The sequence below is a fragment of the Pseudomonas sp. MWU12-2020 genome (assembly GCF_023100605.1).
GTDB classification, from domain to species: domain Bacteria; phylum Pseudomonadota; class Gammaproteobacteria; order Pseudomonadales; family Pseudomonadaceae; genus Aquipseudomonas; species Aquipseudomonas fluorescens_H.
Window position 1 is genome coordinate 521,003 of record NZ_JALMEX010000005.1, and the last position, 21,116, is coordinate 542,118.

20 protein-coding genes are annotated in these 21,116 nt (G+C 62.0%); 11 read left to right on the top strand and 9 right to left on the bottom strand.

What is annotated here, in order from left to right; translation table 11 throughout:
- Positions 1–32: 32 nt before the first annotated feature.
- The 7 genes from M0814_RS15165 to gcbA form a co-directional block, all read right to left on the bottom strand.
- Positions 33–1,325 (bottom strand): DUF3426 domain-containing protein, encoded by a 1,293-nt coding sequence (locus M0814_RS15165; protein WP_103485975.1) that lies wholly within the window; start codon positions 1,323–1,325, stop codon positions 33–35.
- A gap of 30 nt (positions 1,326–1,355) precedes the next feature.
- On the bottom strand, positions 1,356–2,234 hold the full coding sequence (prmA, locus tag M0814_RS15170) for a 50S ribosomal protein L11 methyltransferase (RefSeq protein ID WP_103485976.1): 879 nt from the start codon (positions 2,232–2,234) through the stop codon (positions 1,356–1,358).
- A 266-nt stretch (positions 2,235–2,500) separates the two neighbouring features.
- Positions 2,501–3,859: an acetyl-CoA carboxylase biotin carboxylase subunit gene (gene accC / locus M0814_RS15175; RefSeq protein WP_045122275.1), complete on the bottom strand. Its 1,359-nt coding sequence runs from the start codon at positions 3,857–3,859 to the stop codon at positions 2,501–2,503.
- A gap of 17 nt (positions 3,860–3,876) precedes the next feature.
- Positions 3,877–4,341, bottom strand: coding sequence for an acetyl-CoA carboxylase biotin carboxyl carrier protein (accB, locus tag M0814_RS15180; protein ID WP_024164417.1), 465 nt, complete (start codon positions 4,339–4,341; stop codon positions 3,877–3,879).
- Between the two features lie 48 nt (positions 4,342–4,389).
- Complete coding sequence (aroQ, locus tag M0814_RS15185; protein WP_003221283.1) at positions 4,390–4,842, bottom strand: type II 3-dehydroquinate dehydratase; 453 nt, start codon at positions 4,840–4,842, stop codon at positions 4,390–4,392.
- A 241-nt stretch (positions 4,843–5,083) separates the two neighbouring features.
- Complete coding sequence (locus M0814_RS15190; protein ID WP_103485977.1) at positions 5,084–7,030, bottom strand: methyl-accepting chemotaxis protein; 1,947 nt, start codon at positions 7,028–7,030, stop codon at positions 5,084–5,086.
- A 51-nt stretch (positions 7,031–7,081) separates the two neighbouring features.
- Complete coding sequence (gene gcbA, locus M0814_RS15195; protein ID WP_103485978.1) at positions 7,082–8,752, bottom strand: diguanylate cyclase GcbA; 1,671 nt, start codon at positions 8,750–8,752, stop codon at positions 7,082–7,084.
- Positions 8,753–9,187: 435 nt separating this feature from the next.
- On the opposite strand from gcbA, the gene M0814_RS15200 reads away from it, so the two are divergent.
- The 7 genes from M0814_RS15200 to M0814_RS15230 all read left to right on the top strand — a co-directional run bounded on the left by M0814_RS15200 (position 9,188) and on the right by M0814_RS15230 (position 16,754).
- Entirely contained in the window at positions 9,188–10,255 is a 1,068-nt protein-coding gene (locus M0814_RS15200; RefSeq protein WP_003221286.1) for a DUF2333 family protein, read from the top strand.
- 3 nt (positions 10,256–10,258) lie between these two features.
- A complete protein-coding gene (locus tag M0814_RS15205; protein WP_003221287.1) occupies positions 10,259–10,816 on the top strand; it encodes an NUDIX hydrolase in 558 nt (185 codons plus the stop codon).
- A 188-nt stretch (positions 10,817–11,004) separates the two neighbouring features.
- Positions 11,005–11,376 carry a translation initiation factor Sui1 gene (locus M0814_RS15210; RefSeq protein ID WP_003221288.1) on the top strand — a complete coding sequence of 124 codons (372 nt, stop codon included), beginning with the start codon at positions 11,005–11,007 and terminating at the stop codon, positions 11,374–11,376.
- Positions 11,377–11,593: 217 nt separating this feature from the next.
- A complete protein-coding gene (speA, locus tag M0814_RS15215) occupies positions 11,594–13,507 on the top strand; it encodes an arginine decarboxylase (RefSeq protein ID WP_003221289.1) in 1,914 nt (637 codons plus the stop codon).
- Between the two features lie 230 nt (positions 13,508–13,737).
- Positions 13,738–15,075 (top strand): contractile injection system protein, VgrG/Pvc8 family, encoded by a 1,338-nt coding sequence (locus M0814_RS15220; RefSeq protein WP_103485979.1) that lies wholly within the window; start codon positions 13,738–13,740, stop codon positions 15,073–15,075.
- Entirely contained in the window at positions 15,072–15,866 is a 795-nt protein-coding gene (locus tag M0814_RS15225) for a DUF4123 domain-containing protein (RefSeq protein WP_103485980.1), read from the top strand. Before M0814_RS15220 ends, M0814_RS15225 begins: the two co-directional genes overlap by 4 nt.
- Positions 15,867–15,878: 12 nt before the next feature.
- Positions 15,879–16,754, top strand: a complete 876-nt coding sequence (locus tag M0814_RS15230; protein WP_103485981.1) for an alpha/beta hydrolase — start codon at positions 15,879–15,881, stop codon at positions 16,752–16,754.
- Here the strand turns inward: M0814_RS15230 and M0814_RS15235 are convergent.
- Together M0814_RS15235 and M0814_RS15240 are read right to left on the bottom strand one after the other, a co-directional pair.
- The gene (locus M0814_RS15235; RefSeq protein WP_103485982.1) at positions 16,748–18,097 is read right to left on the bottom strand and encodes an MATE family efflux transporter; all 1,350 of its coding nucleotides are present in this window, start codon (positions 18,095–18,097) and stop codon (positions 16,748–16,750) included. The two genes, M0814_RS15230 and M0814_RS15235, sit on opposite strands and share 7 nt — an antisense overlap.
- Before the next feature lie 150 nt (positions 18,098–18,247).
- Positions 18,248–18,541: a hypothetical protein gene (locus tag M0814_RS15240; RefSeq protein ID WP_003221294.1), complete on the bottom strand. Its 294-nt coding sequence runs from the start codon at positions 18,539–18,541 to the stop codon at positions 18,248–18,250.
- Between the two features lie 159 nt (positions 18,542–18,700).
- On the opposite strand from M0814_RS15240, the gene M0814_RS15245 reads away from it, so the two are divergent.
- The 4 genes from M0814_RS15245 to M0814_RS15260 are packed head-to-tail and all read left to right on the top strand — an operon-like array spanning position 18,701 to position 20,982.
- Positions 18,701–19,003: a MazG-like family protein gene (locus tag M0814_RS15245; RefSeq protein ID WP_007951009.1), complete on the top strand. Its 303-nt coding sequence runs from the start codon at positions 18,701–18,703 to the stop codon at positions 19,001–19,003.
- The gene (locus tag M0814_RS15250; RefSeq protein WP_103485983.1) at positions 19,003–19,752 is read left to right on the top strand and encodes a methyltransferase; all 750 of its coding nucleotides are present in this window, start codon (positions 19,003–19,005) and stop codon (positions 19,750–19,752) included. Before M0814_RS15245 ends, M0814_RS15250 begins: the two co-directional genes overlap by 1 nt.
- A 12-nt stretch (positions 19,753–19,764) precedes the next feature.
- Complete coding sequence (locus M0814_RS15255) at positions 19,765–20,373, top strand: DUF4136 domain-containing protein (RefSeq protein ID WP_103485984.1); 609 nt, start codon at positions 19,765–19,767, stop codon at positions 20,371–20,373.
- Positions 20,374–20,424: 51 nt separating this feature from the next.
- Positions 20,425–20,982, top strand: a complete 558-nt coding sequence (locus M0814_RS15260; RefSeq protein WP_103485985.1) for a DUF4136 domain-containing protein — start codon at positions 20,425–20,427, stop codon at positions 20,980–20,982.
- Positions 20,983–21,116: the final 134 nt, after the last annotated feature.

Consider the following 21,116-nt stretch of genomic DNA (forward strand, 5'->3'; position numbering starts at 1 on the left):
AACTGCCGTCAAACCTGAAGCGATGAAGCGATTCACTCGGGCGAGTGGAAACTCAGGCTGTAATTCACCGCTTTGGGGCCTGGATCGAGAATATCCAGCGCGATGTGGATTGGCGTTTGCGGCGGCATTTCCGCCATGCCCTCAAGGTCGCCGTTGAGGTATTCGCCGGGTTTGAAGCGACGACTGGCGATCAGATGACCGTTAAGGTCGGCGAAGCGCAGTTCCAGCAGCGGAAACGGCTGGGAGAACGTCGCGCGGTTGTAGATGATCGCATCCACCACCAGCGCCCCGCTGAACTCCGGATGGCTGCGCACCACCAGATTGCTGCTTTTGATTTTGCCGATGTCGACCTTGGACGGCACCGTGCAGCCAATCTGTGGACAGAACTGCTGGAACCATGGGCGGTACTGATCCTGCCGCGCCAGTTCGTCAAAATGATAGGCGATGTACTGGCCGGCCAGACCGGCGGCGGCCAACAGCACCAGCAAGCCCCAGAGCAGGCGTCGGCCCCAGGGCGAACGGCGTTTCTGCCAGTCCAGTTGCAGCGGGTCGTCGGTCAGGTCCTGCAGCACTTCAGCGCGCACGCCGGGTTCGGCACGCTCACGCTTTTTGCGCAGCGGTGCGACCGATGGCAGGTCGTCATCGTCGGGTTCGATGTTGGCGGACAGGCGTTCGCGGCGGGCATTCGGGTCGATCGGGTCGTGCAGGCGCAGTTGCGGGATCGGCGGTTCGTCGTCCAGATCCACCGGCTCCAGCGACAACGAAGGCTCGGTGCGCGTGGTTTTCAGTGGTTCGGCTTCGACGATCTCAGGCTCGGCTGCAGCTTCGGGCTCGGGCAGACGCTCATCGTCGCGTGCGCTGAACAGGCTGTCGCGCCACTCCGTTTCATCGCTTTCGTGGCTGTCGCGGCGGGCGCTCAGAGACTCTTCGCGTTGACGACCGAATTCGGTGGTCGGCTGGATTTCCCGTTGTTCGAGCCGGGCGAGTTCTTCGTCCAGATCGAGGCTGTCCAGGTCCAGCTCGTTGGCGCTCCATTGCTTCTGGCTGATGGCGCGCGGCGCGGGTGGTTCGTCGTTGACGGGCGCTTCGACCACCGGCGGCGGCTCGCTGACCACCGGCTGAGACGGTACTGGCTCGACCATTGCCGGCGCCACCGGGGTGACCGCGTCCTTGCCGGCGTGTTGTTCCAGCAGCTGTTTGGCGGCATTGAACACTTGCAGGCAGGCGCCACAGCGAACCACCCCGCGGGCCACGCTCAATTGAGCATGGCTGACGCGGAAGCTGGTTTGGCAATGCGGGCACTGGGTGACGAAGCTGTCAGTCATGCGGCGATCCGGATTATGCAGTCGGTCATTCTAGCGCCGGCGGCCGGTGATACGCACCCAGCCATCGCGATTGGCGATCGGGTCGAGATCGAAGTCCTGCGCATAAGCGGCGGCGACTTCTTCACCTTGTTCGGCGAGGATGCCCGACAGCGCCAGACGACCGCCGGTTTTCACCAGGCCGGACAGCTGCGGCGCCAGGGAAACCAGCGGGCCGGCCAGAATATTGGCGACCAGCACGTCGGCTTTGACTTGCGGCAGATCTTCCGGCAGGTACAGCGGGAACAGCTCATCGGCGATGTTATTGCGCCCGGCGTTGTCGCGCGAGGCTTCCAGCGCCTGCACGTCGATGTCGGTGCCGACCGCTTCTTTCGCGCCGAGCAGCAGGGCGGCAATCGCCAGAATCCCCGAGCCGCAGCCGAAGTCCAGCACGTTGCAGTCCTTCAGGTCCTGGCCGTCGAGCCATTCCAGGCACAGTGCGGTGGTCGGGTGGGTGCCGGTGCCGAACGCCAGGCCCGGGTCCAGCAGCAGGTTGACCGCCTCAGGCTCGGGGGCGGCGTGCCAGCTCGGCACGATCCACAGGCGCTGACCGAAACGCATTGGCTGGAAACCGTCCATCCAGCTGCGTTCCCAGTCCTGGTCTTCGATGACTTCGCTGTGATGCTCGGGCAGCGGGCTGCCGGTCAGCAGTTCCAGATGCGCGAGCACCGGCGCAGGCTCGGTGCCGCCCTCGAACAGGGCCAGCAGGTGCGTGTGCGCCCACAGTGGGGTGGTGTTGAGTTCCGGCTCGAAGATCGGCTGATCTTCGGCGTCCATGAAGGTCACCGAAACGGCGCCGACTTCAAGGAAAGCGTCTTCGTAGGTTTCGGCTTGTTCCGGGCTGATGGCGAGACGTACTTGCAGCCAAGGCATGGCGGGCACCTTTGAAAAAATATGATTGCAGCCTAGCGGCCAGCGAGAAGCGCGCAAGTTTACGCGAGCGCAGGCGGTTTGTGGGAGAGACTTGAAACGCCATTCCCTTGTAGGAGTGAGCCTGCTCGCGATGGCGATGGTGCTGTCGACACATATGCTGGATGTGCCGGCCTCATCGCGAGCAGGCTCACTCCTACAGGGGTTTATGTAATCTGTAGAAACAACAAAGCCGCCCGAAGGCGGCTTTGTCAGGTGCGGGCTGAAGCTTAGTGCTTCTCGCCAGCCAGCTTGTGCTCGAGGTAGTGAATGTTCACGCCCCCTTTGCAGAAGCCTTCGTCGCGGGTCAGATCACGGTGCAGCGGGATATTGGTCTTGATCCCGTCCACCACGATTTCGTCCAGGGCATTGCGCATGCGCGCCATGGCTTCGTCGCGGGTGGCGCCGTAAGTGATCAGCTTGCCGATCAGCGAGTCGTAGTTCGGCGGAACCGCATAACCGCTGTACAGGTGCGAATCGACGCGAACGCCGTTGCCGCCTGGGGCGTGGAAATGCTTGACCGTGCCCGGGCTCGGCATGAAGGTTTTCGGGTCTTCAGCGTTGATCCGGCACTCCAGCGAGTGACCGCGGATAACCACGTCATCCTGCGTGAACGACAGCTTGTTGCCAGCGGCGATGCTGAGCATCTCCTTGACGATGTCGATACCGGTGACCATTTCCGAAACCGGGTGCTCCACCTGAACACGGGTGTTCATTTCGATGAAGTAGAAACGACCGTTCTCGTACAGGAACTCGAACGTGCCGGCGCCACGGTAACCGATATCGATGCACGCCTTGACGCAGCGAGCCAGAACTTCCTGGCGCGCCTGCTCGTCGATGCCCGGTGCCGGCGCTTCTTCGAGAACCTTCTGGTGACGACGTTGCAGCGAGCAATCGCGGTCGCCCAGATGGATGGCGTGACCCTGGCCGTCGGACAGCACCTGAACTTCGACGTGACGCGGGTTGGTCAGGAATTTTTCCAGATAGACCATCGGGTTGCCGAACGCCGCGCCAGCTTCGGAGCGGGTCAGTTTCGCCGAGGCGATCAGGTCTTCTTCCTTGTGCACCACGCGCATGCCGCGACCACCACCGCCGCCAGCGGCCTTGATGATCACCGGGTAGCCGACTTCACGACCGATGCGCAGCGCCGTTTCTTCGTCTTCCGGCAGTGGGCCGTCGGAACCTGGAACGGTTGGCACGCCGGCTTCGATCATCGCGTGCTTGGCCGATACCTTGTCGCCCATCAGGCGAATGGTGTCGGCTTTCGGGCCGATGAAGGCGAAGCCGGAGTTCTCGACCTGCTCGGCGAAATCGGCGTTTTCCGCGAGGAAACCGTAGCCTGGGTGAATGGCGGTAGCGCCAGTCACTTCAGCGGCAGCGATGATGGCCGGGATGTGCAGGTAGGACTGAGCGGCAGAAGCCGGGCCGATGCAGACGGATTCGTCTGCCAGACCCAGGTGCATCAGCTCTTTGTCGGCCTTGGAGTAAACGGCGACGGTCTTGATGCCCATCTCTTTGCAGGCACGCAGAATCCGCAGGGCGATCTCACCGCGGTTAGCGATCAGAACTTTTTCCAACTTCGCAGTCATCAAAGGCTCTCCGCAGTTCAAACGATGGTGAACAGCGGTTGGTCGTACTCAACCGGCTGGCCGTCTTCGACGAGGATGGATTCGATCACACCGCTGGTTTCAGCTTCGATGTGGTTCATCATCTTCATGGCTTCGACGATGCACAGGGTGTCGCCTTTCTTCACGGTCTGGCCGACTTCAACGAAGGCTGGCGAGGTTGGCGAAGATTTACGGTAGAAGGTGCCTACCATTGGCGAGCGGGCCACGGTGCCGTTCAGTGCTGGAGCAGCAGCGGCAGCCGGAGCGGCGGCAGCCACTGGAGCGGCAGCGGCGGCAGGTGCAGCGGCCGGAGCCTGCATCGGCGCCGGAGCGTAGTACTGCTGAGCCGGGGTCTTGCTGTGACGGCTGATTCGTACGGACTCTTCGCCTTCCTTGATCTCGAGCTCGTCGATGCCGGACTCTTCCAGCAATTCGATCAGTTTCTTAACTTTACGGATATCCATGAATCATCAACTCCCAAGGGTCGGTCAGGGGCGTTTAACGCTTGTGGTTCAAGCTGTTGCCTGTGTTTCAAGCTGCTCTAGTGCGGCCTCCAGGGCCAGTCGGTAACCGCTGGCGCCAAGGCCGCAGATCACTCCCACCGCTACATCGGAGAAGTAAGAGTGATGGCGGAAAGGTTCGCGCTTGTGCACGTTGGACAAATGCACTTCGATGAATGGGATGCTCACTCCCAGCAGCGCGTCACGTAATGCGACGCTTGTGTGCGTAAAAGCTGCTGGATTGATCAGAATGAAATCGACACCTTCGCCGCGAGCGGCATGGATACGGTCGATCAATTCGTACTCGGCGTTGCTTTGCAGGTGCAGCAGATGATGGCCGGCTTCACGGGCGCGGCGCTCCAGATCCTGATTGATCTGCGCCAGGGTCGTTGAACCGTAGGTGCCGGGTTCGCGGGTGCCGAGCAGGTTCAGGTTGGGGCCGTGCAGCACCAGTAGCGTTGCCATCTGCGTGTTCCTTGTTATGAATGAGCAGTCGTCAGAACCCGGCGACTATGCCGCAAAGACTTTGTGACTGTCCAGTTCTCTGCAATAGCCAGCACGATGACCGATGTTTACGCGAAATTTGTGACTGAGTAATTTGATCCGGTCATTTGTGGTGACGGCAATACCGCCTTCGCGAGCAAGCCCGCTCCCACAGGGGTACGCATTCCAATGTGGGAGCGGGCTTGCTCGCGAAGGCGATTTTTCAGACGCGGAAGGCTTGCACGGCGGTATGCAGTTGTCCGCCCAATACCAGCAGGTTCTCGCCCTGTTCGCGGCCTTCGCCGATGCGCAGCAGGTTATCCCCGCCCAATTGATGAATCCGCTCGCTGTGGTCACGGATCTCGCTGACCGCGCCGCTCTGCTGGGCGGTGATGTCGGCGATGCGGATCGCCGTGTCGGAAATGGTCTGGATCGCACCGACGATTTTATCCAGCGCGCCGTCCGCTGCCTGCGCCTGATTGGCCGTGGCTTCGGCGTGTTCGACCTGCGCGCGCATGCCTTCGACCGATTGTCGGGCGGCAGTTTGCAGGCCGGCGATCAGCGTCTGGATTTCCGCCGTCGCGCCGGCCGTGCGTTGCGCCAGTGAGCGCACTTCTTCGGCCACCACCGCAAAACCACGACCCATTTCCCCGGCCCGCGCCGCTTCGATCGCTGCGTTCAGGGCCAGCAGGTTGGTCTGGTCGGCAATCGAACGGATCACCGTCAGCACGCCACCAATGGTCGCCGACTCTTCGGCCAGGTGCTCGATCATCTGCGCGTTGCCTTGCACCTCGCCGACCAGTGCGTGCAGCCCGGTGAGGCTCTGGCCGATGACGGTCTGTCCATGTTCGACCGCCAGCCCAGCATGGCGGCTGGCGTCCGCGGCCTGGCGCGCATCACCGGCCACTTGCTGGATGGTCGCCTCCAGTTCGCCGAGGGAGTCGCGGATCAACGCGGTATCGCCGGCCTGATGTTCGGCGCCGCTGTGCAGCTCGTTGCTCAGTTCGGCGAGGGTACGGCTGCTGCCGGCGACTTGTTCGGCATTGCCGCGAATCGTGCCGACCAGATCCACCAGGTAGGCGCGCAAGCGATTGAGCGACGCTTCGATGTCGTGCAGTTCGCGGTTGGTCTTGCCCAAGTGAATGTCGTTGCTGAAGTCGCCCTCGGCCCAGGTCGACAGCGCCGGGGCGAGGTTGGTCAGGGTGCGGGCGAGGCGCCGCTGCAGGGTGTCGATCAGCAGGGCGATCAACAGAATCAGGCCGATCATCACGCCCTGCATCAGGCGTACTTCGCCCTGGATCTGCCCGTGCTGGGCGCGCACCACCGGTTCGAGGCCGGCGATGGCCTGCTGCACGGCGGCGATCTTCAGGTGCGTGGCGGTGCTCAGGTCGGTGCGTTTCTGGATCTGCTCGCGGGTGCGTTCCAGCTCCGCCGGATAGCGTCCGAGCAGGCTGTTGAGTTCACGCTTGAGGCTGACACCAGCGTCTTCGGCGGCGGCTTTTTCGTTGCTTTCGATGCCCATCATGGCGGCAAAGTCATCGCTGCCGGATTCGTTCTTGGCGACTACGCCGAGCAGGGGCAGGGCATCGATCACCTGCGCCTGGGCGCGGATGTTGCTGACCTCGCGCTCGACGTCGGCGGCCAGTTCACTGCGGCCGCTGCTGACCAGTTTGTCGCGGGCCAGCGACAGCTTGCCCAGATGCTGCGAGGCGGTGAGCAGAGGTGTCAGGTACGTCGCGTTGCCATTGGCGTAGGTGCTGAGCTGATCGAGGCTGGCGCTCAGTTCGCGTTCGGCCTGCAACAGCAGTGCCTGCGGATCACCGGCCAGTTTGCCGGCTGCGAGCAGGTCGGTTTTGCTGAATTCTTCGAGGCTCGACAGGCTTGGGCGCAGGGTCTCGGCCAGTGCCGGTGGCAGCTCGCCGAGTTCCTTCTGCAAGCCGTCGATGGCCTGGCTGGCGCTGCTCAGGCGCAGGGCGTCGCCGCTGGCGAGGTAATCCTCGACATTGCGCGCCACATCATTCTGAAATTGCTGCGACAGGCCCAGGTAGCGCTCCATCAACAGGTACGGACGCTCCAGGGCTTTTTGCGACCACCACAGCGTCGCGCCGAGGGCCACGCAGACGGCGACCAGCAGCAGAGTGTTGAGATTGGTGAGCAACTTCAGGCGCATGACGGCTACCAACGGCAGAAATGGTAAGCGCCTGAATTTATTGCGGTTCTGTTACAGGGTTATGACCGAATCGGTGGATTCCGATGAAAAAGTGGCACTTTGCTTTGATCCGTACGCGGTCTGTACCCGATTGCGTCCGGCACCTTTGGCGCGGTACAGCGCCTCGTCGGCCTGGCTGGCCATCATCAGGCTGTCGGAGTCCTCTTGCATCTCCACCACGCCGGCGCTGAAGGTGCACCACAAATCCTGCGGCTGCGCCGGGTAGTGGATTTCGGCGAAGCGCTGGCGGATCTCGTCGAGCACTTTGTGCGCCGCCTCTATGTCGGTGTCGGGCATGACGATGGCGAATTCCTCGCCGCCGTAACGACCGATAAAATCGGTCTTGCGCAGCCGTTGCTTGAGGAACAGCGCCAGGCTCTTGATCACCCGGTCGCCCATCGGGTGGCCGTGGCTGTCGTTGACCCGTTTGAAGTGGTCGATGTCGAGCATGGCAAAGCTCAGTGGCTTGTTCTCGCGGCGCGCGCGGAACGAGCAGTCTTCGAGCAATTGCAGGATGTGCGTGTGGTTGTACAGGCCGGTGAGGCTGTCCCGGACCATGCGTGCCTTGAGGTTGCGCGCACGCGCGGCGCGGTTGCGCACGGTGGTGATCAGGTGCCGCGGCTTGATCGGTTTGGTCAGGAAGTCGTCGCCGCCCTCGCTCATCGCGTCGAGCTGTTTATCCAGATCGTCCTCGGCGGACAAGTAGATGATCGGCACGCTGACGTAGCGGTCGTTGTGGCGAATGACCTTGGCCAGTTCGGTGCCGGTGCAGGCCGGCATGTACATGTCGAGGATGATCAGATCCGGCTGGAAATCCGCCAGTTCGGCCATCGCCTGGATCGGTTCGATCAGCGTGCGAGTGACGATCCCGGCGCTGTTGAGCAGGCGCTCGGTGTGCAAGGCCTGGGCGCGGGAGTCGTCGATGATCAGCACTTTATAAGGTTCGTACTGGGCGACGCAGGTCAGGACTTCGATCTTCTCCAGCAGGCTCGACGCTTCGAGGGTGCCGGTGAGGAATTCCTGGCCGCCGGCGCGCACGGCGGCGAGGCGGGTCGGGGTGTCGGTTTCGTGCAGGCTGAAAAACAGCAGCGGCAGCGGTTCTTCCAGGCCGACCTGGGCTTCGGCGGCCAGTTGCAGGCCGACGCCGGCGCCGCTGAAGTCAACGTCCATGACGATCGCAGCCGGCAAGCGCTCGACCATCGAGGAGCGAAACGCCGCGACACTGTCCAGCGCCTGCGCGGTGAGGCCGAAAAATTCCAGCTGCTTGGCCAGCCGCTCGGCGCGGTCGTAATCCTGCAACATCACGTAGATCGGTTTGCGCAGCGGCGGCAGGAAGGTCTGGTCGAGTTGATCGCCATGGCGCAGACCGGTGCGCGACAAGCGCTGCATCAAACGATTGAGATCGGTGATCAGGCCACTGCTCAGGCGCCCACGATTGGCGTCCACCGCTTCCAGCGACTGGCCGATATGACGCGCGAGTTGCGTGTGCTCAGGCTGCTCGAAACGCTCGGCAAAACGCAGCAGGCGCAGATTGGCCTCGCTCAGTTCGGCGAGATCGGCGGTGGACCACTCACTGCGTTGCAGGCGCTGCCATATCTCAAGAATCTGACGTGCCTGATGAATTACCCGCTGGGCAAAGTGGTGCTTGAGGCGCTCACGGCTGGGGTCTTCTGGCTCGGTCATATCCTGACTACTAGTTAGGGTGCATGCTGAGATCGACTGGTGGCTCTATGCTAGCACCTCTTTTCCCTTACATCAGTGTCGTGCGTCAATAATCTGCGGTGCGACACAATTCAGTTTCTGACTGGCGGGTTTCAAAACGGACCTGTTCGTCGGGCAAGTCCCCGAAGGCCGGGGGTATGCGGTGGCTGGCGGGATCATTCACATGACTTTCCGCTGCGGCTGACATAAAGCTCTTGAATGGTTTTTGCGTGCCTGAAAAACCGTTCGGCGAAGGATTTTTGCCGGTGCGGTATCAGGTATTCCCCTAGACTCTGACGGATGCTTCGTCCGCGCCGCGGATTTGCTGCTTATCTTTACGGGCGGGTGCCGGCCTTGGCACGTTGTTGTATGGTTGTGGTCGAACCGTTGAACCCAAGTGATTGAAAGGATATCGCCATGCTGGACTGGAAGAACCGCGCGGGCAGCGCGCCTGAACGTGCCGCCGAGCCCAAGTCGGCCACCCGCAGCTATTTCGGCGGCCTGTTGTTCAGCCGTGCGCTGGCCACACTGGTCGGCATTTACCTGTTGGTGACCATCGCCCTGGGCATTTACTGGAGCGAGGAGCCGGCGCTGTTCCCGGTGGCGCAGAACGCTCAGATTGCGGCCGAAAAAGAAGGCAAGCAGATGGTCGTCGGCTACACCACGGTCGAAACCCTGAAAACCGTTGCCGGTACTTTGCTGAACAAGCCGGGCGGTTACATCGCCAATGACCGTTTCCCGCCGGGCCTGTGGATGGACAACATGCCAAGCTGGGAATACGGCGTGCTGGTGCAGGTACGTGACTTGACCCGTGCCTTGCGCAAGGACTTCGCCCGCTCGCAATCGCAGTCGGCCGAAGATGCCGATCTGGCCAAGGCCGAGCCGCGTTTCAACTTCGACAACAAGAGCTGGATCCTGCCGTCGAGCGAGTCGGAATATCAGGAAGGCATCAATTCCCTGAGCCGCTATCAGGCACGTCTGTCCGATCCTTCGCAGAAAAACGCGCTGTTCTATGCTCGCGCCGACAACCTGAACAACTGGCTGGGCGATGTCGGTACACGTCTCGGTTCGTTGTCGCAACGACTGTCGGCCAGTGTCGGTCGGGTCAAGCTCAACACCGCGCTGAAGACTGAAGTCGTGGCGCCGGGGCAGGTGCCACAGGTCGATGAGGAAGTTGTGGAAACTCCCTGGATGCAGATCGACAACGTGTTCTACGAAGCTCGCGGTCAGGCCTGGGCCCTGTCGCACCTGTTGCGCGCCATCGAGGTGGACTTCGCCGATGTACTGGCCAAGAAGAACGCCACAGTCAGCGTGCGTCAGATCATTCGTGAACTGGAGGCCTCGCAGCAGACGGTCTGGAGTCCGATGATCCTCAATGGCAGCGGTTTCGGGATTCTGGCCAACCACTCGCTGGTGATGGCCAACTACATTTCCCGGGCCAACGCAGCAGTGATCGATTTGCGTCAACTGCTCAATCAGGGCTGAGTCATGGTCGAGAGCGCCAAAGAGGCGGCCCACCGCGCCGCCTCCGATGCCGAACAGATCGCCTGGGTCGACGAGCAGGACAACCTGCTCGGCGCCTTGGTGCGGGCCGATTTGCGTGAACGCGGGCTGATCGGTCGCGGCACCTACATCATGCTGTTCAATAGTGCCGGTGAGCTTTGCGTGCATCGGCGCACCTTGAGCAAGGCGATCTATCCCGGTTACTGGGATGTTGCGGCAGGCGGCATGGTGCAGGCCGATGAAACCTACGCCGAATCCGCAGCCCGGGAGCTGGAAGAGGAGTTGGGTGTGAGCGGGGTGGAATTGACCGCCCATGATCATTTCTTCTTCGAAGACACCGGCAACCGTTTGTGGTGTTCGGCATTTTCCGCGGTGTGGGACGGCCCGTTGAAACTGCAGCCTGAAGAAGTGCTGGAAGCACGCTTCATTCCGGTCGAACAGGTGATGCGCGAAATCGAGCAAAAGCCTTACTGCCCGGACTCTCTGGCCGCGTTGAAGCGCTATCTGAAGGCTCAGCAAAGCGACGTCGCAAAGAACTCATAAATTGGCGCCGATTGGCTCTTAGCAATTGCGCTTTTTGCCGTTACACTGCGCGACCTTTTCAAGCTGCACCGACCTGCTTTTGTTGAAGCGCACGGTGCAGTAGCGCTGCCCCTGCCTGAGTGGGGCTTCGCGGTCGATGACCTTGCCCAAGGTTGCGATCAGTCTTTGTCCTCCCAAGAGGATTGCCGGTGGCCAAAAAAGCCGCATCCTTCGCCGCCCTTGGTGGCCTGGTATTTTCCACCGACGCAGGTCGTCATTGCCCGGAATGCAGTAAGCCGGTGGACGCCTGTATCTGCAAACAAACCGTGATCCCGGCCGGGGACGGCATTGCCCGCGTGCGTCGCGAGAGCAAGGGCCGTGGCGGCAAGACGGTGACCACCATTACCGGCGTGCCATTGGCCGAAGACGCCCTCAAGGAGCTGGCGACAACGTTGAAGAAACGTTGCGGCACCGGTGGGGCGTTGAAGGACGGGATCATCGAAATCCAGGGCGATCATGTCGAGCTACTCTTGGCTGAACTGATCAAGCTCGGTTTCAAGGCGAAGAAGTCCGGCGGCTAGCAGCCTCTGTGAAAACCACCTGCGGCTTGATCCGGCTCTGAAATGCTCAGCGCCGGCGTCGTCTCCATGGTTTTCACAGAGCCTGTTCATACCGGTTTCTAAACTACACGCGGTCAGCGCGGTCTACCGCCGCGCTGACGAATCGTCATTTTCATTCTTTAGACTGCGCCGGCCTGCGATCAGGCGACGCACTATGACTTCTTTATAGGGGACTTCGATGTCCGTACGACGCACACGTAAAGACGATGGCAGCCAATGGACAGTTGCGGACAGCCGCAGTGTTTACGGGATTCGCCATTGGGGGGCCGGGTATTTCGCGATCAATGACGCCGGTCGCGTCGAAGTTCGTCCGAACGGCCCGAGCAGTTCGCCTATCGACCTGTTCGAACAAGTCGACCAACTGCGCAAGAGCGGCTTGTCCCTGCCGTTGCTGGTACGTTTCCCCGACATCCTGCAAGACCGTGTCCGTCAGCTGACCGGTGCTTTCGACTCGAACATCGAGCGCCTGGAATACCAGAGCAAGTACACCGCGCTCTACCCGATCAAGGTCAACCAGCAAGAAGCGGTGATCGAGAACATCATCGCCACCCAGAACGTTTCCATCGGTCTGGAAGCCGGCTCCAAGCCTGAGCTGCTGGCGGTGCTGGCGCTGGCGCCGAAGGGCGGCACCATCGTCTGCAACGGTTACAAGGATCGCGAGTTCATCCGTCTGGCGCTGATGGGCCAGAAGCTCGGCCACAACGTGTTCATCGTGATCGAGAAAGAATCCGAAGTCGGCCTGGTGATCGAAGAAGCCGCGTCGCTGAAGGTCAAGCCACAGGTCGGTCTGCGCGTGCGCCTGTCGTCGCTGGCGTCCTCGAAGTGGGCGGACACCGGTGGCGAGAAATCCAAATTCGGTCTGTCGGCGGCGCAACTGCTGTCGGTGGTCGAACGCTTCCGCGCTGCCGGCCTCGATCAGGGCATTCGCCTGCTGCACTTCCACATGGGTTCGCAGATCGCCAACCTGGCTGACTACCAGCACGGTTTCAAGGAAGCGATCCGTTACTACGGCGAGCTGCGCAACCTTGGCCTGCCGGTCGATCACATCGACGTCGGCGGCGGTCTGGGTGTCGACTACGACGGTACTCACTCGCGCAACGCCAGTTCGATCAACTACGACATGGATGACTACGCCGGTGTCGTGGTCGGCATGCTCAAGGAATTCTGCGACGCGCAGAGCCTGCCGCATCCGCACATCTTCTCCGAAAGCGGCCGCTCGCTGACCGCGCACCACGCGATGCTGGTGGTGCAGGTGACCGACGTCGAGAAACACAACGACGAAATCCCGCTGATCGAAAACAAGGAAAACCTGCCGGAAACCGTGCAGTGGCTGGTGGACCTGCTCGGCCCGACCGACATCGAGATGGTCACCGAGACTTACTGGCGCGCTACGCACTACATGAGCGACGTGGCTTCGCAGTACGCTGACGGCAAACTGACCCTGGCGGAAAAAGCCCTGGCCGAGCAGTGCTACTTCGCTGTGTGCCGGCGCCTGCACAACTCGTTGAAAGCACGTCAGCGTTCGCATCGTCAGGTGCTCGACGAACTCAACGACAAGCTGGCCGACAAGTACATCTGCAATTTCTCGGTGTTCCAGAGCCTGCCGGACACCTGGGCGATCGATCAGGTGCTGCCGATCATCCCGTTGCATCGTCTGGACGAAGAGCCGCTGCGTCGCGCCGTGCTGCAAGACCTGACCTGCGATTCCGACGGCAAGATCAACCAGTACGTCGACGAGCAGAGCATCGAGACCAGCCTGCCAGTGCACGGTCTGAACGAAGGTGAAGACTACCTGCTGGGCGTGTTCCTGGTCGGCGCCTATCAGGAAATCCTCGGCGACATGCACAACCTGTTCGGTGATACCGACTCGGTGAACATCTACCAGAACGCCGATGGCAGCGTGTACCACGCCGGCATCGAGACCCACGACACCATCGAAGACATGCTGCGTTATGTGCACTTGTCGCCGGAAGAACTGATGACCCACTACCGCGACAAGTGCGCCAGTGCCCGTATCAGTGCCAGCGAGCGCACGCAGTTCCTCGATGCCTTGCGTCTGGGTCTGACCCGCTCCTCCTACCTGTCTTCCTGAGTCAGGTCTGTTGCACCGGGTTGTCTGAAATTTTTCCGCAAGCTGCGGAAAATTCGGATGACCCGGTGGGACATCTCCCAAATTCCCCGCGAAAAGACTGCATGACATCGCCCGTGAAGTCATCCGGTCTGCTTTTCGCGTAGGTCATTTCCTAAGTTGTACTTCAGCTCTCTACTCGGCCATGGCTCTCGGCGAGAATCCCCGGCCGTCCCTCCTGTAGAGATCCGCCCATGTTCGAATCAGTCAACGAGCCGTCGTTTCGTCTCGATGTAGCGGGGCTGCCCGACCCCTTCGAGGTGCTGGCCTTTACCGGGAGTGAGGGCATCAGCGAACCCTTCGTTTTTGCGATCGATCTGTTGATCGATGATCCGCAACTGGACCTTGCCGGTCTGCTTTTCCGCTCGGCGTTCCTGCAGTTCGGCCCCCTGCACAATGGCTTGAACGGACAATTGCAGAGTCTCGTCCAGCACGAGCACGCCGAGGGTTGCCGCTTGTGTCGGGTGACGCTGGGGCCGAAGCTGAGTTGCCTGGCGCTACGGTTCAGCCAGCGGATTTTCAGCAGCCAGTGCGTGCCGCAGATCCTCGCTCAGGTGCTCAAGGAGCACGGGATCATCGGTGGGCAACGACGCTTTGATTTGCACTGCGATTACCCGGTGCGCACTTTTTGTACCCAGTACTGCGAATCGGATCTGCAGTTTGTGCAACGCCTGTGTGCGCAGGCCGGGATTCATTACTACTTCGAGCACCGGCCCGACGGGCACTGCGTGGTTTTCGCCGATGATCCTGCGCGCTTGCCCGTGGCGGGTGTGGCGTCTGTGGACACGGGCGCGAGTGCGGCGACGGTACGACGCTGGCAGATAGAGATGAATGCGCCGGATGCGGGCGCGCATCCCACCCGGATCGGCAAAGCTTACGGCCACAGCGATCTGCCGACCTTACGCAGCGCGCAGTGGCTGGCGCTGACCGAACATCCGTTTACCGAGTGCAACCGCCGCTGGTTGCTGAGCCGGATCGAGCATCGTGCTGACCCCGCCAGCGAGCCGTCTTACAGCAATCGGATCGTTGCCGCCGCCCAGGCGCCACTCCCCCCGCTGGCGAGCACTTGTACCCGACCGCGGATGCACAGCCTGCAACGTGCCTGGGTGGTGACGGTCGATGAACCACAACCTGACGACCTGCGACCGGTGGCCGTGCAGTTTGACTGGCTTTACCAGGGCGAAGGCGCTGCCGCCAGCCACTGTTGGCTGCCGCTGGCGGCGGCGTTGAGCGACACGTCGCTGGCATCGTTGCGTGAAGGGGTCGAAGTGGTGGTGAGTTTTCATGAGGGCGATCCGGATCAACCGGTGATCAGTGGCGTGCTGCAGGAACCGGCGGTGATCGAAGACGTCGACGAGTCACTGGCGCTGCCGGACGTGCTGGCGAGTGCGGGTCTGGCGCAATGGCTCCAGTCCGCCGAACCGCTGTTGCTGTTGTGCCTGTTGCCCGGCGGCGGCAGTTACAACCATTGCACGGCGTCGATCTGCAGTTGCCGACTGGTCGCGTCGCTGGATCAGGGCGGCGCCACTTGAGCGGCGTCGGGTTTGCCCAGCAGGCACAGTGGCTGTTGCTCGACGGCACCGACGCGCAGCAGGCGTTGGCGACACTGCGTCAGGGGTTCGCCGGAGTACGTTGCACGCGGCTGCTCGAGGGCACCGAGTTTCAAGCGGTGAGCGAGTACGGGCCGCTGCTGGTCGAGTTGCACGAGAGCCCGGCACTGGCTGCGCTGTGCCACCGCGATCCGCAGACCTGGCGCGGTCTGCTGCTGGCCAGCGATGCTTCGCAGCAGACACTTCTGAGCCACCTGCGCCGGATGCTCAGCGTTTCGTTCGGGCTCAACCACCGTGCCTTGCTCGGTTACTACAACCGGCAGACAGCGAGTTACTTCTTCGATGCTTGTGATGCCGCCGACTTGAGCCGCTGGCTCGGGCCGATCCGGCTGATGCGCTGGTTCGGTGGCACCTGGGCCGACCTCGCCATCGGCAGTCAGGGCTGGCAGCAACTGCGCAATCCGCAGTGGGCGGTCGAGCCGCTGGGGATCGACGAAAGCCTTACCCATCGTCAGCGCGAACGTTTGCAAAGTTGCCTGTTGGAACACCACATCTGGCGCTGGTGCCAATCACTCGGAACCGACTACACGCGGATGGCCTCCCATGTGCAGGAGGGGCTGACGCTGGGTTTCAGTGACCGAACCGTGCTGGATGGCTGGTTGTGGCTACGCTTGCAGCATCCCCGAGCGGGATTGCCAGGCGTGCCGGACGGGCTGACCCAGCAGGAACGGCTCGAGCATGTGCGGCGACAGTGGCAGAACGATCAATCTTGAGGTGCGACATCCATGACAAATCCTCTGTGGCAGCGGTTCGGCGCAGTCCTCGGCGGGTTTCTGCTGCTGGTGCTGACGGGATGTTCCCCGGTCAAAGTGCTCAATGCGCTGACCCCCGACGACACGTTCCACAGAACCGCCGGGATTGCCTATGGCGATGATCCGCGACAGAAACTCGACGTCTACGTGCCGCGCCAGCCGCTGGAGGACGCGCCGGTGGTGGTGTTCTTCTATGGCGGCAGCTGGAACAGCGGTGAGCGTGGCGATTACGCGTTTGTCGGCGAGGCGCTGGCGTCGCGGGGGATTGTCGCGGTGCTGGCGGATTATCGGCTGTACCCGCAAGTGCGCTATCCGCTGTTTCTTGAAGACTCGGCGCGGGCGGTGGCCTGGACTCGCGCGCATATCCGCGAGTTCGCCGGCAACCCGCAACGCCTGTATCTGATGGGCCACAGTTCCGGCGCCTACAACGCCGCGATGCTGGCGCTGGACCCCGGCCTGCTGGGGGCGGTGGGCATGTCGTCGAAAGACCTCAGCGGCTGGATCGGCCTGGCCGGGCCGTATGACTTTTTGCCGATCAACAATACCGAGGTGCGCCCGGTGTTTTTCTGGCCGGACTCACCGCCGCAATCGCAGCCGATCAACCACGTCAGGGCGGGCGAGCCTCCGGCACTGCTGATCGCTGCGACCAAGGACAATCTGGTCAACCCGACGCGCAACACTGCCGGCCTCGCGAAAAAACTGCGTGAGGTCGGCGTGCCGGTGCAGGATCTGTATTACTCGCGCCCCAATCATGTGACGCTGGTGGCGACCCTGTCGCGGCCGCTACGGCGGCTGGCGCCGGTACTCGAGCAGGTCGTGGCGTTCGTCAAACACACGCCGACTCAGTGAGTGGCGCCGCTGAACCAGCCGTCGTTGCGCCGCAGCCACAGTGCCAGTGCGCCGAGGGTCAGGCTGCGCAAGACCATGAACAGCAGGAACGTTATCCACAGCCCATGATTGCCCAGCCCTTGCAGTGCCCAGGCGAATGGCAGCAGCAGGGCGATGGTCAGCAGCATGCCGTTGCGCATTTCCCGGGCACGGGTGGCGCCGATGAACAGACCGTCGAGCAAGTAGCTCCAGACCGCAATCAGCGGCAACACCGCCAGATACGGCAGGTAGATGAACGCGGTGTCGCGCACGCTCTGGATGTCGGTCTGCATCTCGATGAACAAGTGCCCGCCCAACAGAAACAGCGCGGCGAAACCGAGGCTGGCCAGCAGCGACCAGCCGCCGGCCACCACCAGTGAGCGGCGCAGGGCGAGGCGGTCGCGGGCGCCGATGGCGTGGCCGCACAAGGCTTCGACCGCATGGGCCAAGCCGTCCAGCGCATGCGCGGTCAACAGCAGGCCATTGAGCAGCAAGGCGTTCGCCGCCACTGTGGCATCGCCCAATCGCGCGCCTTGCACGGTGATCAGGAAAAACACCGATTGCAGCGCCAGGCTGCGGATGAAGATGTCGCGGTTGACCGCCAGCAGCGGGCGCCAGCTCTGCCACACCTTCAGCGCTGCCCAGGCGATGTGCCCGGGATAGGCGCGCAATGCGCCACGGGTCAGCCACAGGCCGAGCAGGGCGCCGCTCCACTCGGCAATCACCGAGGCCCGGGCCGAGCCGACCACCCCCCATTCCAGACCTATCACGAACCACAGGTTGAGAGCGATGTTGATCAGGTTGGTGGTCAGCAGAATCGCCAGTGGCGCCCGTGCATTCTGGGTGCCGAGAAACCAGCCGACCAGGGCGTAACTGGCCAGCGCTGCCGGCAAGCCGAATAGCCGGGTGTGGAAGAACTCGCGGGTCAGTTGATCGAGTTCTGCCGATGGCTGCATGAAATGCAGGGCCACGCCGCTCAACGGCACGCCGAGAGCGCCGAGCACGATCGCCAGTCCCAGCGCCAGCAGCAAACCCTGCAACAGAATCTGCCGTAACGCCGCGCCATCGCTGCGCCCGGCCGCCTGAGCGGCAAACCCGGTGGTGCCCATGCGCAGAAAACCCATGGCCCAGGCAAGAAAAGTGTAGAGGCTGGCGCCGACCGCCACCGCGCCCAACTGATGGGCATGGGGCAGATGGCCGATGACGGTGCTGTCGACCAGCGCCACCAGCGGTACGGAAATATTCGAAAGAATCATCGGCGCAGCGAGCGCCCAGACCTTGCGGTGAGTCGGGCGGTCGCGCCAGTCGGCGATCAGGTTGGACATGCGGGCTCCTTGGGGGAGCGGGGATTGTAGCGATTCATGCGACCTATTGTGGGAGCGGGCTTGCTCGCGAAGGCAGTGTGTCAGTCAAAACAGCTTTTACTGATCTGACGCTTTCGCGAGCAAGCCCGCTCCCACAGGGGAAGAGAGGTGTCAGTGGATGATCCAGCTCAACAACCACAACCCCAACAGCAACCAGATGATCCCGGCAATGATCGACGCATTCATGAACGCGCGAATCGCCGACCACAACAGCATCAAGCCAACGATCAGCGCGAGGATGCTGATGATCGAGGTGTCCATGCCCAACGTCTTGGCCAGACCGTCGACAAAGTTGCCGCCGGCATGGCTCAGCACATTGAACAGGCCACTGAGCCCATCAACGATAAAGCGGATGACCGAACCGAGCGCCTGGCCGAGCCATTCGAAAAAGCTTTCTACCTGCATGTGTGCATCCTGATGAAAGAGCTGAGCCTTGGGCCACAACGCAGGTGGCCGAGTTCCCTGCAACTATAGAGGGTTTGCCTCAATCCTGTGTGGGAGCGACGCGTGCCCCTTGCCTTCGTTTGGCATCCCCCCGAAGCTATACGCCTTCAGGAGAACCCGATGAACCTTGTTGAACTGACCGAACGCCTGCACGCCATTCGCGACCGCAATGACTGGCGGCAATTTCACAGCCCGAAAAACCTCGCCATGGCTGCCAGTGTGGAAATGTCCGAGCTGGTGGAGATCTTCCAGTGGCTGACGGAAGACCAGTCGCGCCAGTTGCCGGCGGACAAACTGGCGCATGCCGGGCAGGAAGTCGGCGACATCGTCTTGTATCTGTTGCTGCTGTGCAGCGAGTTGGGGCTGGACATGAATGAAGTGGTGCGCAGCAAGCTCGCCGACAGCGAACGGCGGTTCAGCTGATGAGCGACCGGCATTTCGATCAATTGGCGACCCGTTTCGCCGAAAAAATCTACGGCGGTGCCAAAGGCGCGATTCGCCTCGCAGTATTGCAGGCCGACCTTGCCGAAGCGTTGCCGGATCGACCGTTGCGCGTGCTGGACATCGGCGGCGGTCTGGGCCACATGTCGCTGTGGCTGGCCGAGCGCGGCCATCAGGTGACCTTTACCGAACCGGCTGAGCCGATGCTTGAGGGCGCCCGTCAGCGCTTCGCCGAAGCCGGGCAGAGCGCAACGTTCATTCAGGCGCCGTGGCAGGAACTGCTCGGTCAGCTCACCGAGCCCTACGATCTGGTGATCTGCCACGCCGTGCTCGAATGGCTGGCCGAACCGCATGCGATCCTGCCGGTGCTGCATCAACTGACCAAACCCGATGGCTGGCTGTCGCTGGCGTTCTATAACCGCGATGCGCTGATCTACCGCAACCTGCTCAAAGGCCATTTCAAGAAAATGCGCAAGAACACCCTGGCCGGGGAAAAGCAGAGTCTGACCCCGCAACAGCCGCTCGATCCACGAGAATTGGCAACGCAACTCGAAGGGTTGTGGCAGGTCGAAAGCCAGAGCGGGATCCGGGTTTTCCACGACTACATGCCGGTGGAATTCCAGGCTCGCGCCGAACTGGTGGATTTGCTGGAGATGGAGCTCGCTCACCGTCGCCACCCAAGCTTCGCCGGGCTTGGGCGTTACTTGCACTGGATCTGCCGGCCGATCTGATCGGAGCACCACATGAAAGCTCAATCCGGGTTATTGCTGATCTGTCTGGGGTTGGCTGCCTGCCAGGGCAGCAACCCGTACGTAGCGCAATCGCGGCCCTTGCCACCGGCGCCGCCTCAAGCCGCCAACACCTTTGATCGCAGCGCCTATCCGGCGCCGCCGCGCGACTATGCGCGCTATCGCAGCTGGACCTGGCTCAACGGCCAGTTGCCGCCGGGCACGGCCTGGGCCGATTCGGCGCAAGTGGCTGAAGCGGTGAGCAATGCACTGGATCAGCGCGGGTTGCGGCCGTTGCACGACAACCGTCCGGCCGACCTGCTGGTCAGCGCCAATCTGCGTCTGGAAACCCGCTTGCGTCAGGTCCAGGACGATTACGGTTACGGCGGATACAGTGGCTATGATCGCTACGGGCGCGGTTACGGCATGTACAACAGCGTGCCGATTGTTCGCACTTATCAGGAGCAAGTCGTGGTGGTGCAGGTCAATCTGTTCGACGCAGTTACCGGTCAACCGGTGTGGAGCGCCAGCGGCGAAACCGCCAATCAGGGCAGCCAGCTCGAACGCACCGATGCGATTCGCGAGGCTGTGGAAAAAGCCATGTCGGCCTATCCTCCGAGCTAGTCTGTATGTGAGAACGCATCGCAGGTTTATGCCTTCAACCGGAGAAAACCCATGTTCCGCCGTCTCGCTTTACTGGCCATGGCCGCACTGCTCAGCGCCTGCGCCGCCAACCAGGTCAATCACGACTTCGATGCCAGCCGCGACTTTGCCGCCTATCGCAGCTGGAACTGGAAAGAACCCGCGCTGCAATACCGCCCTGATGATCCACGGATCAAGAGCGACCTGACCGAACAACGCATTCGCCAGGCCGTCAGTGATCAGCTCGACCAGCGTGGCTTGCGTCCTGCGGCGGCGGGCACCAAGGGTGACCTGAGCGTGCAAGCCTATCTGATCGTCGAGGATCGCCAGCAGCAAGTCACCACCAACTACGGCGGCGGTTGGGGCGGCCCGTGGAACGGATACTGGGGCGCACCGATGTACAACGAAACCCGCAACATCACCTACAAAGTGGCGACCATCCAGATCGACCTGCTCGACGGCAAGGACGGCAAACTGGTGTGGCGCGGCAGCGACGAGCAGATGCTCAGCAGCACGCCCAATCCACAGGATCGCAGCAATGCGGTGCGCGAAACGGTGGGCCGGATATTGGCCAACTATCCACCGCGCTAAGCCGCTTTACACAACGGGAGCCCCAGCGGCTCCCATTTTTTTGCCCCACCACAAATCCCCATTGTGGGAGCAACTGTCTTACTGCCACCGTTCGTCACCGCCACTCTGTGCCGTCTCGCAGCATGGCATTCAGT

Coding starts and splice junctions, on each gene's coding strand:
- M0814_RS15165 (WP_103485975.1), bottom strand. CDS start 1,325: ATGACTGACAGCTTCGTCACCCAGTGCCCGCATTGCCAAACCAGCTTC.
- prmA (WP_103485976.1), bottom strand. CDS start 2,234: ATGCCTTGGCTGCAAGTACGTCTCGCCATCAGCCCGGAACAAGCCGAA.
- accC (WP_045122275.1), bottom strand. CDS start 3,859: ATGACTGCGAAGTTGGAAAAAGTTCTGATCGCTAACCGCGGTGAGATC.
- accB (WP_024164417.1), bottom strand. CDS start 4,341: ATGGATATCCGTAAAGTTAAGAAACTGATCGAATTGCTGGAAGAGTCC.
- aroQ (WP_003221283.1), bottom strand. CDS start 4,842: ATGGCAACGCTACTGGTGCTGCACGGCCCCAACCTGAACCTGCTCGGC.
- M0814_RS15190 (WP_103485977.1), bottom strand. CDS start 7,030: ATGCGCCTGAAGTTGCTCACCAATCTCAACACTCTGCTGCTGGTCGCC.
- gcbA (WP_103485978.1), bottom strand. CDS start 8,752: ATGACCGAGCCAGAAGACCCCAGCCGTGAGCGCCTCAAGCACCACTTT.
- M0814_RS15200 (WP_003221286.1), top strand. CDS start 9,188: ATGCTGGACTGGAAGAACCGCGCGGGCAGCGCGCCTGAACGTGCCGCC.
- M0814_RS15205 (WP_003221287.1), top strand. CDS start 10,259: ATGGTCGAGAGCGCCAAAGAGGCGGCCCACCGCGCCGCCTCCGATGCC.
- speA (WP_003221289.1), top strand. CDS start 11,594: ATGTCCGTACGACGCACACGTAAAGACGATGGCAGCCAATGGACAGTT.
- M0814_RS15220 (WP_103485979.1), top strand. CDS start 13,738: ATGTTCGAATCAGTCAACGAGCCGTCGTTTCGTCTCGATGTAGCGGGG.
- M0814_RS15230 (WP_103485981.1), top strand. CDS start 15,879: ATGACAAATCCTCTGTGGCAGCGGTTCGGCGCAGTCCTCGGCGGGTTT.
- M0814_RS15235 (WP_103485982.1), bottom strand. CDS start 18,097: ATGTCCAACCTGATCGCCGACTGGCGCGACCGCCCGACTCACCGCAAG.
- M0814_RS15240 (WP_003221294.1), bottom strand. CDS start 18,541: ATGCAGGTAGAAAGCTTTTTCGAATGGCTCGGCCAGGCGCTCGGTTCG.
- M0814_RS15245 (WP_007951009.1), top strand. CDS start 18,701: ATGAACCTTGTTGAACTGACCGAACGCCTGCACGCCATTCGCGACCGC.
- M0814_RS15250 (WP_103485983.1), top strand. CDS start 19,003: ATGAGCGACCGGCATTTCGATCAATTGGCGACCCGTTTCGCCGAAAAA.
- M0814_RS15255 (WP_103485984.1), top strand. CDS start 19,765: ATGAAAGCTCAATCCGGGTTATTGCTGATCTGTCTGGGGTTGGCTGCC.
- M0814_RS15260 (WP_103485985.1), top strand. CDS start 20,425: ATGTTCCGCCGTCTCGCTTTACTGGCCATGGCCGCACTGCTCAGCGCC.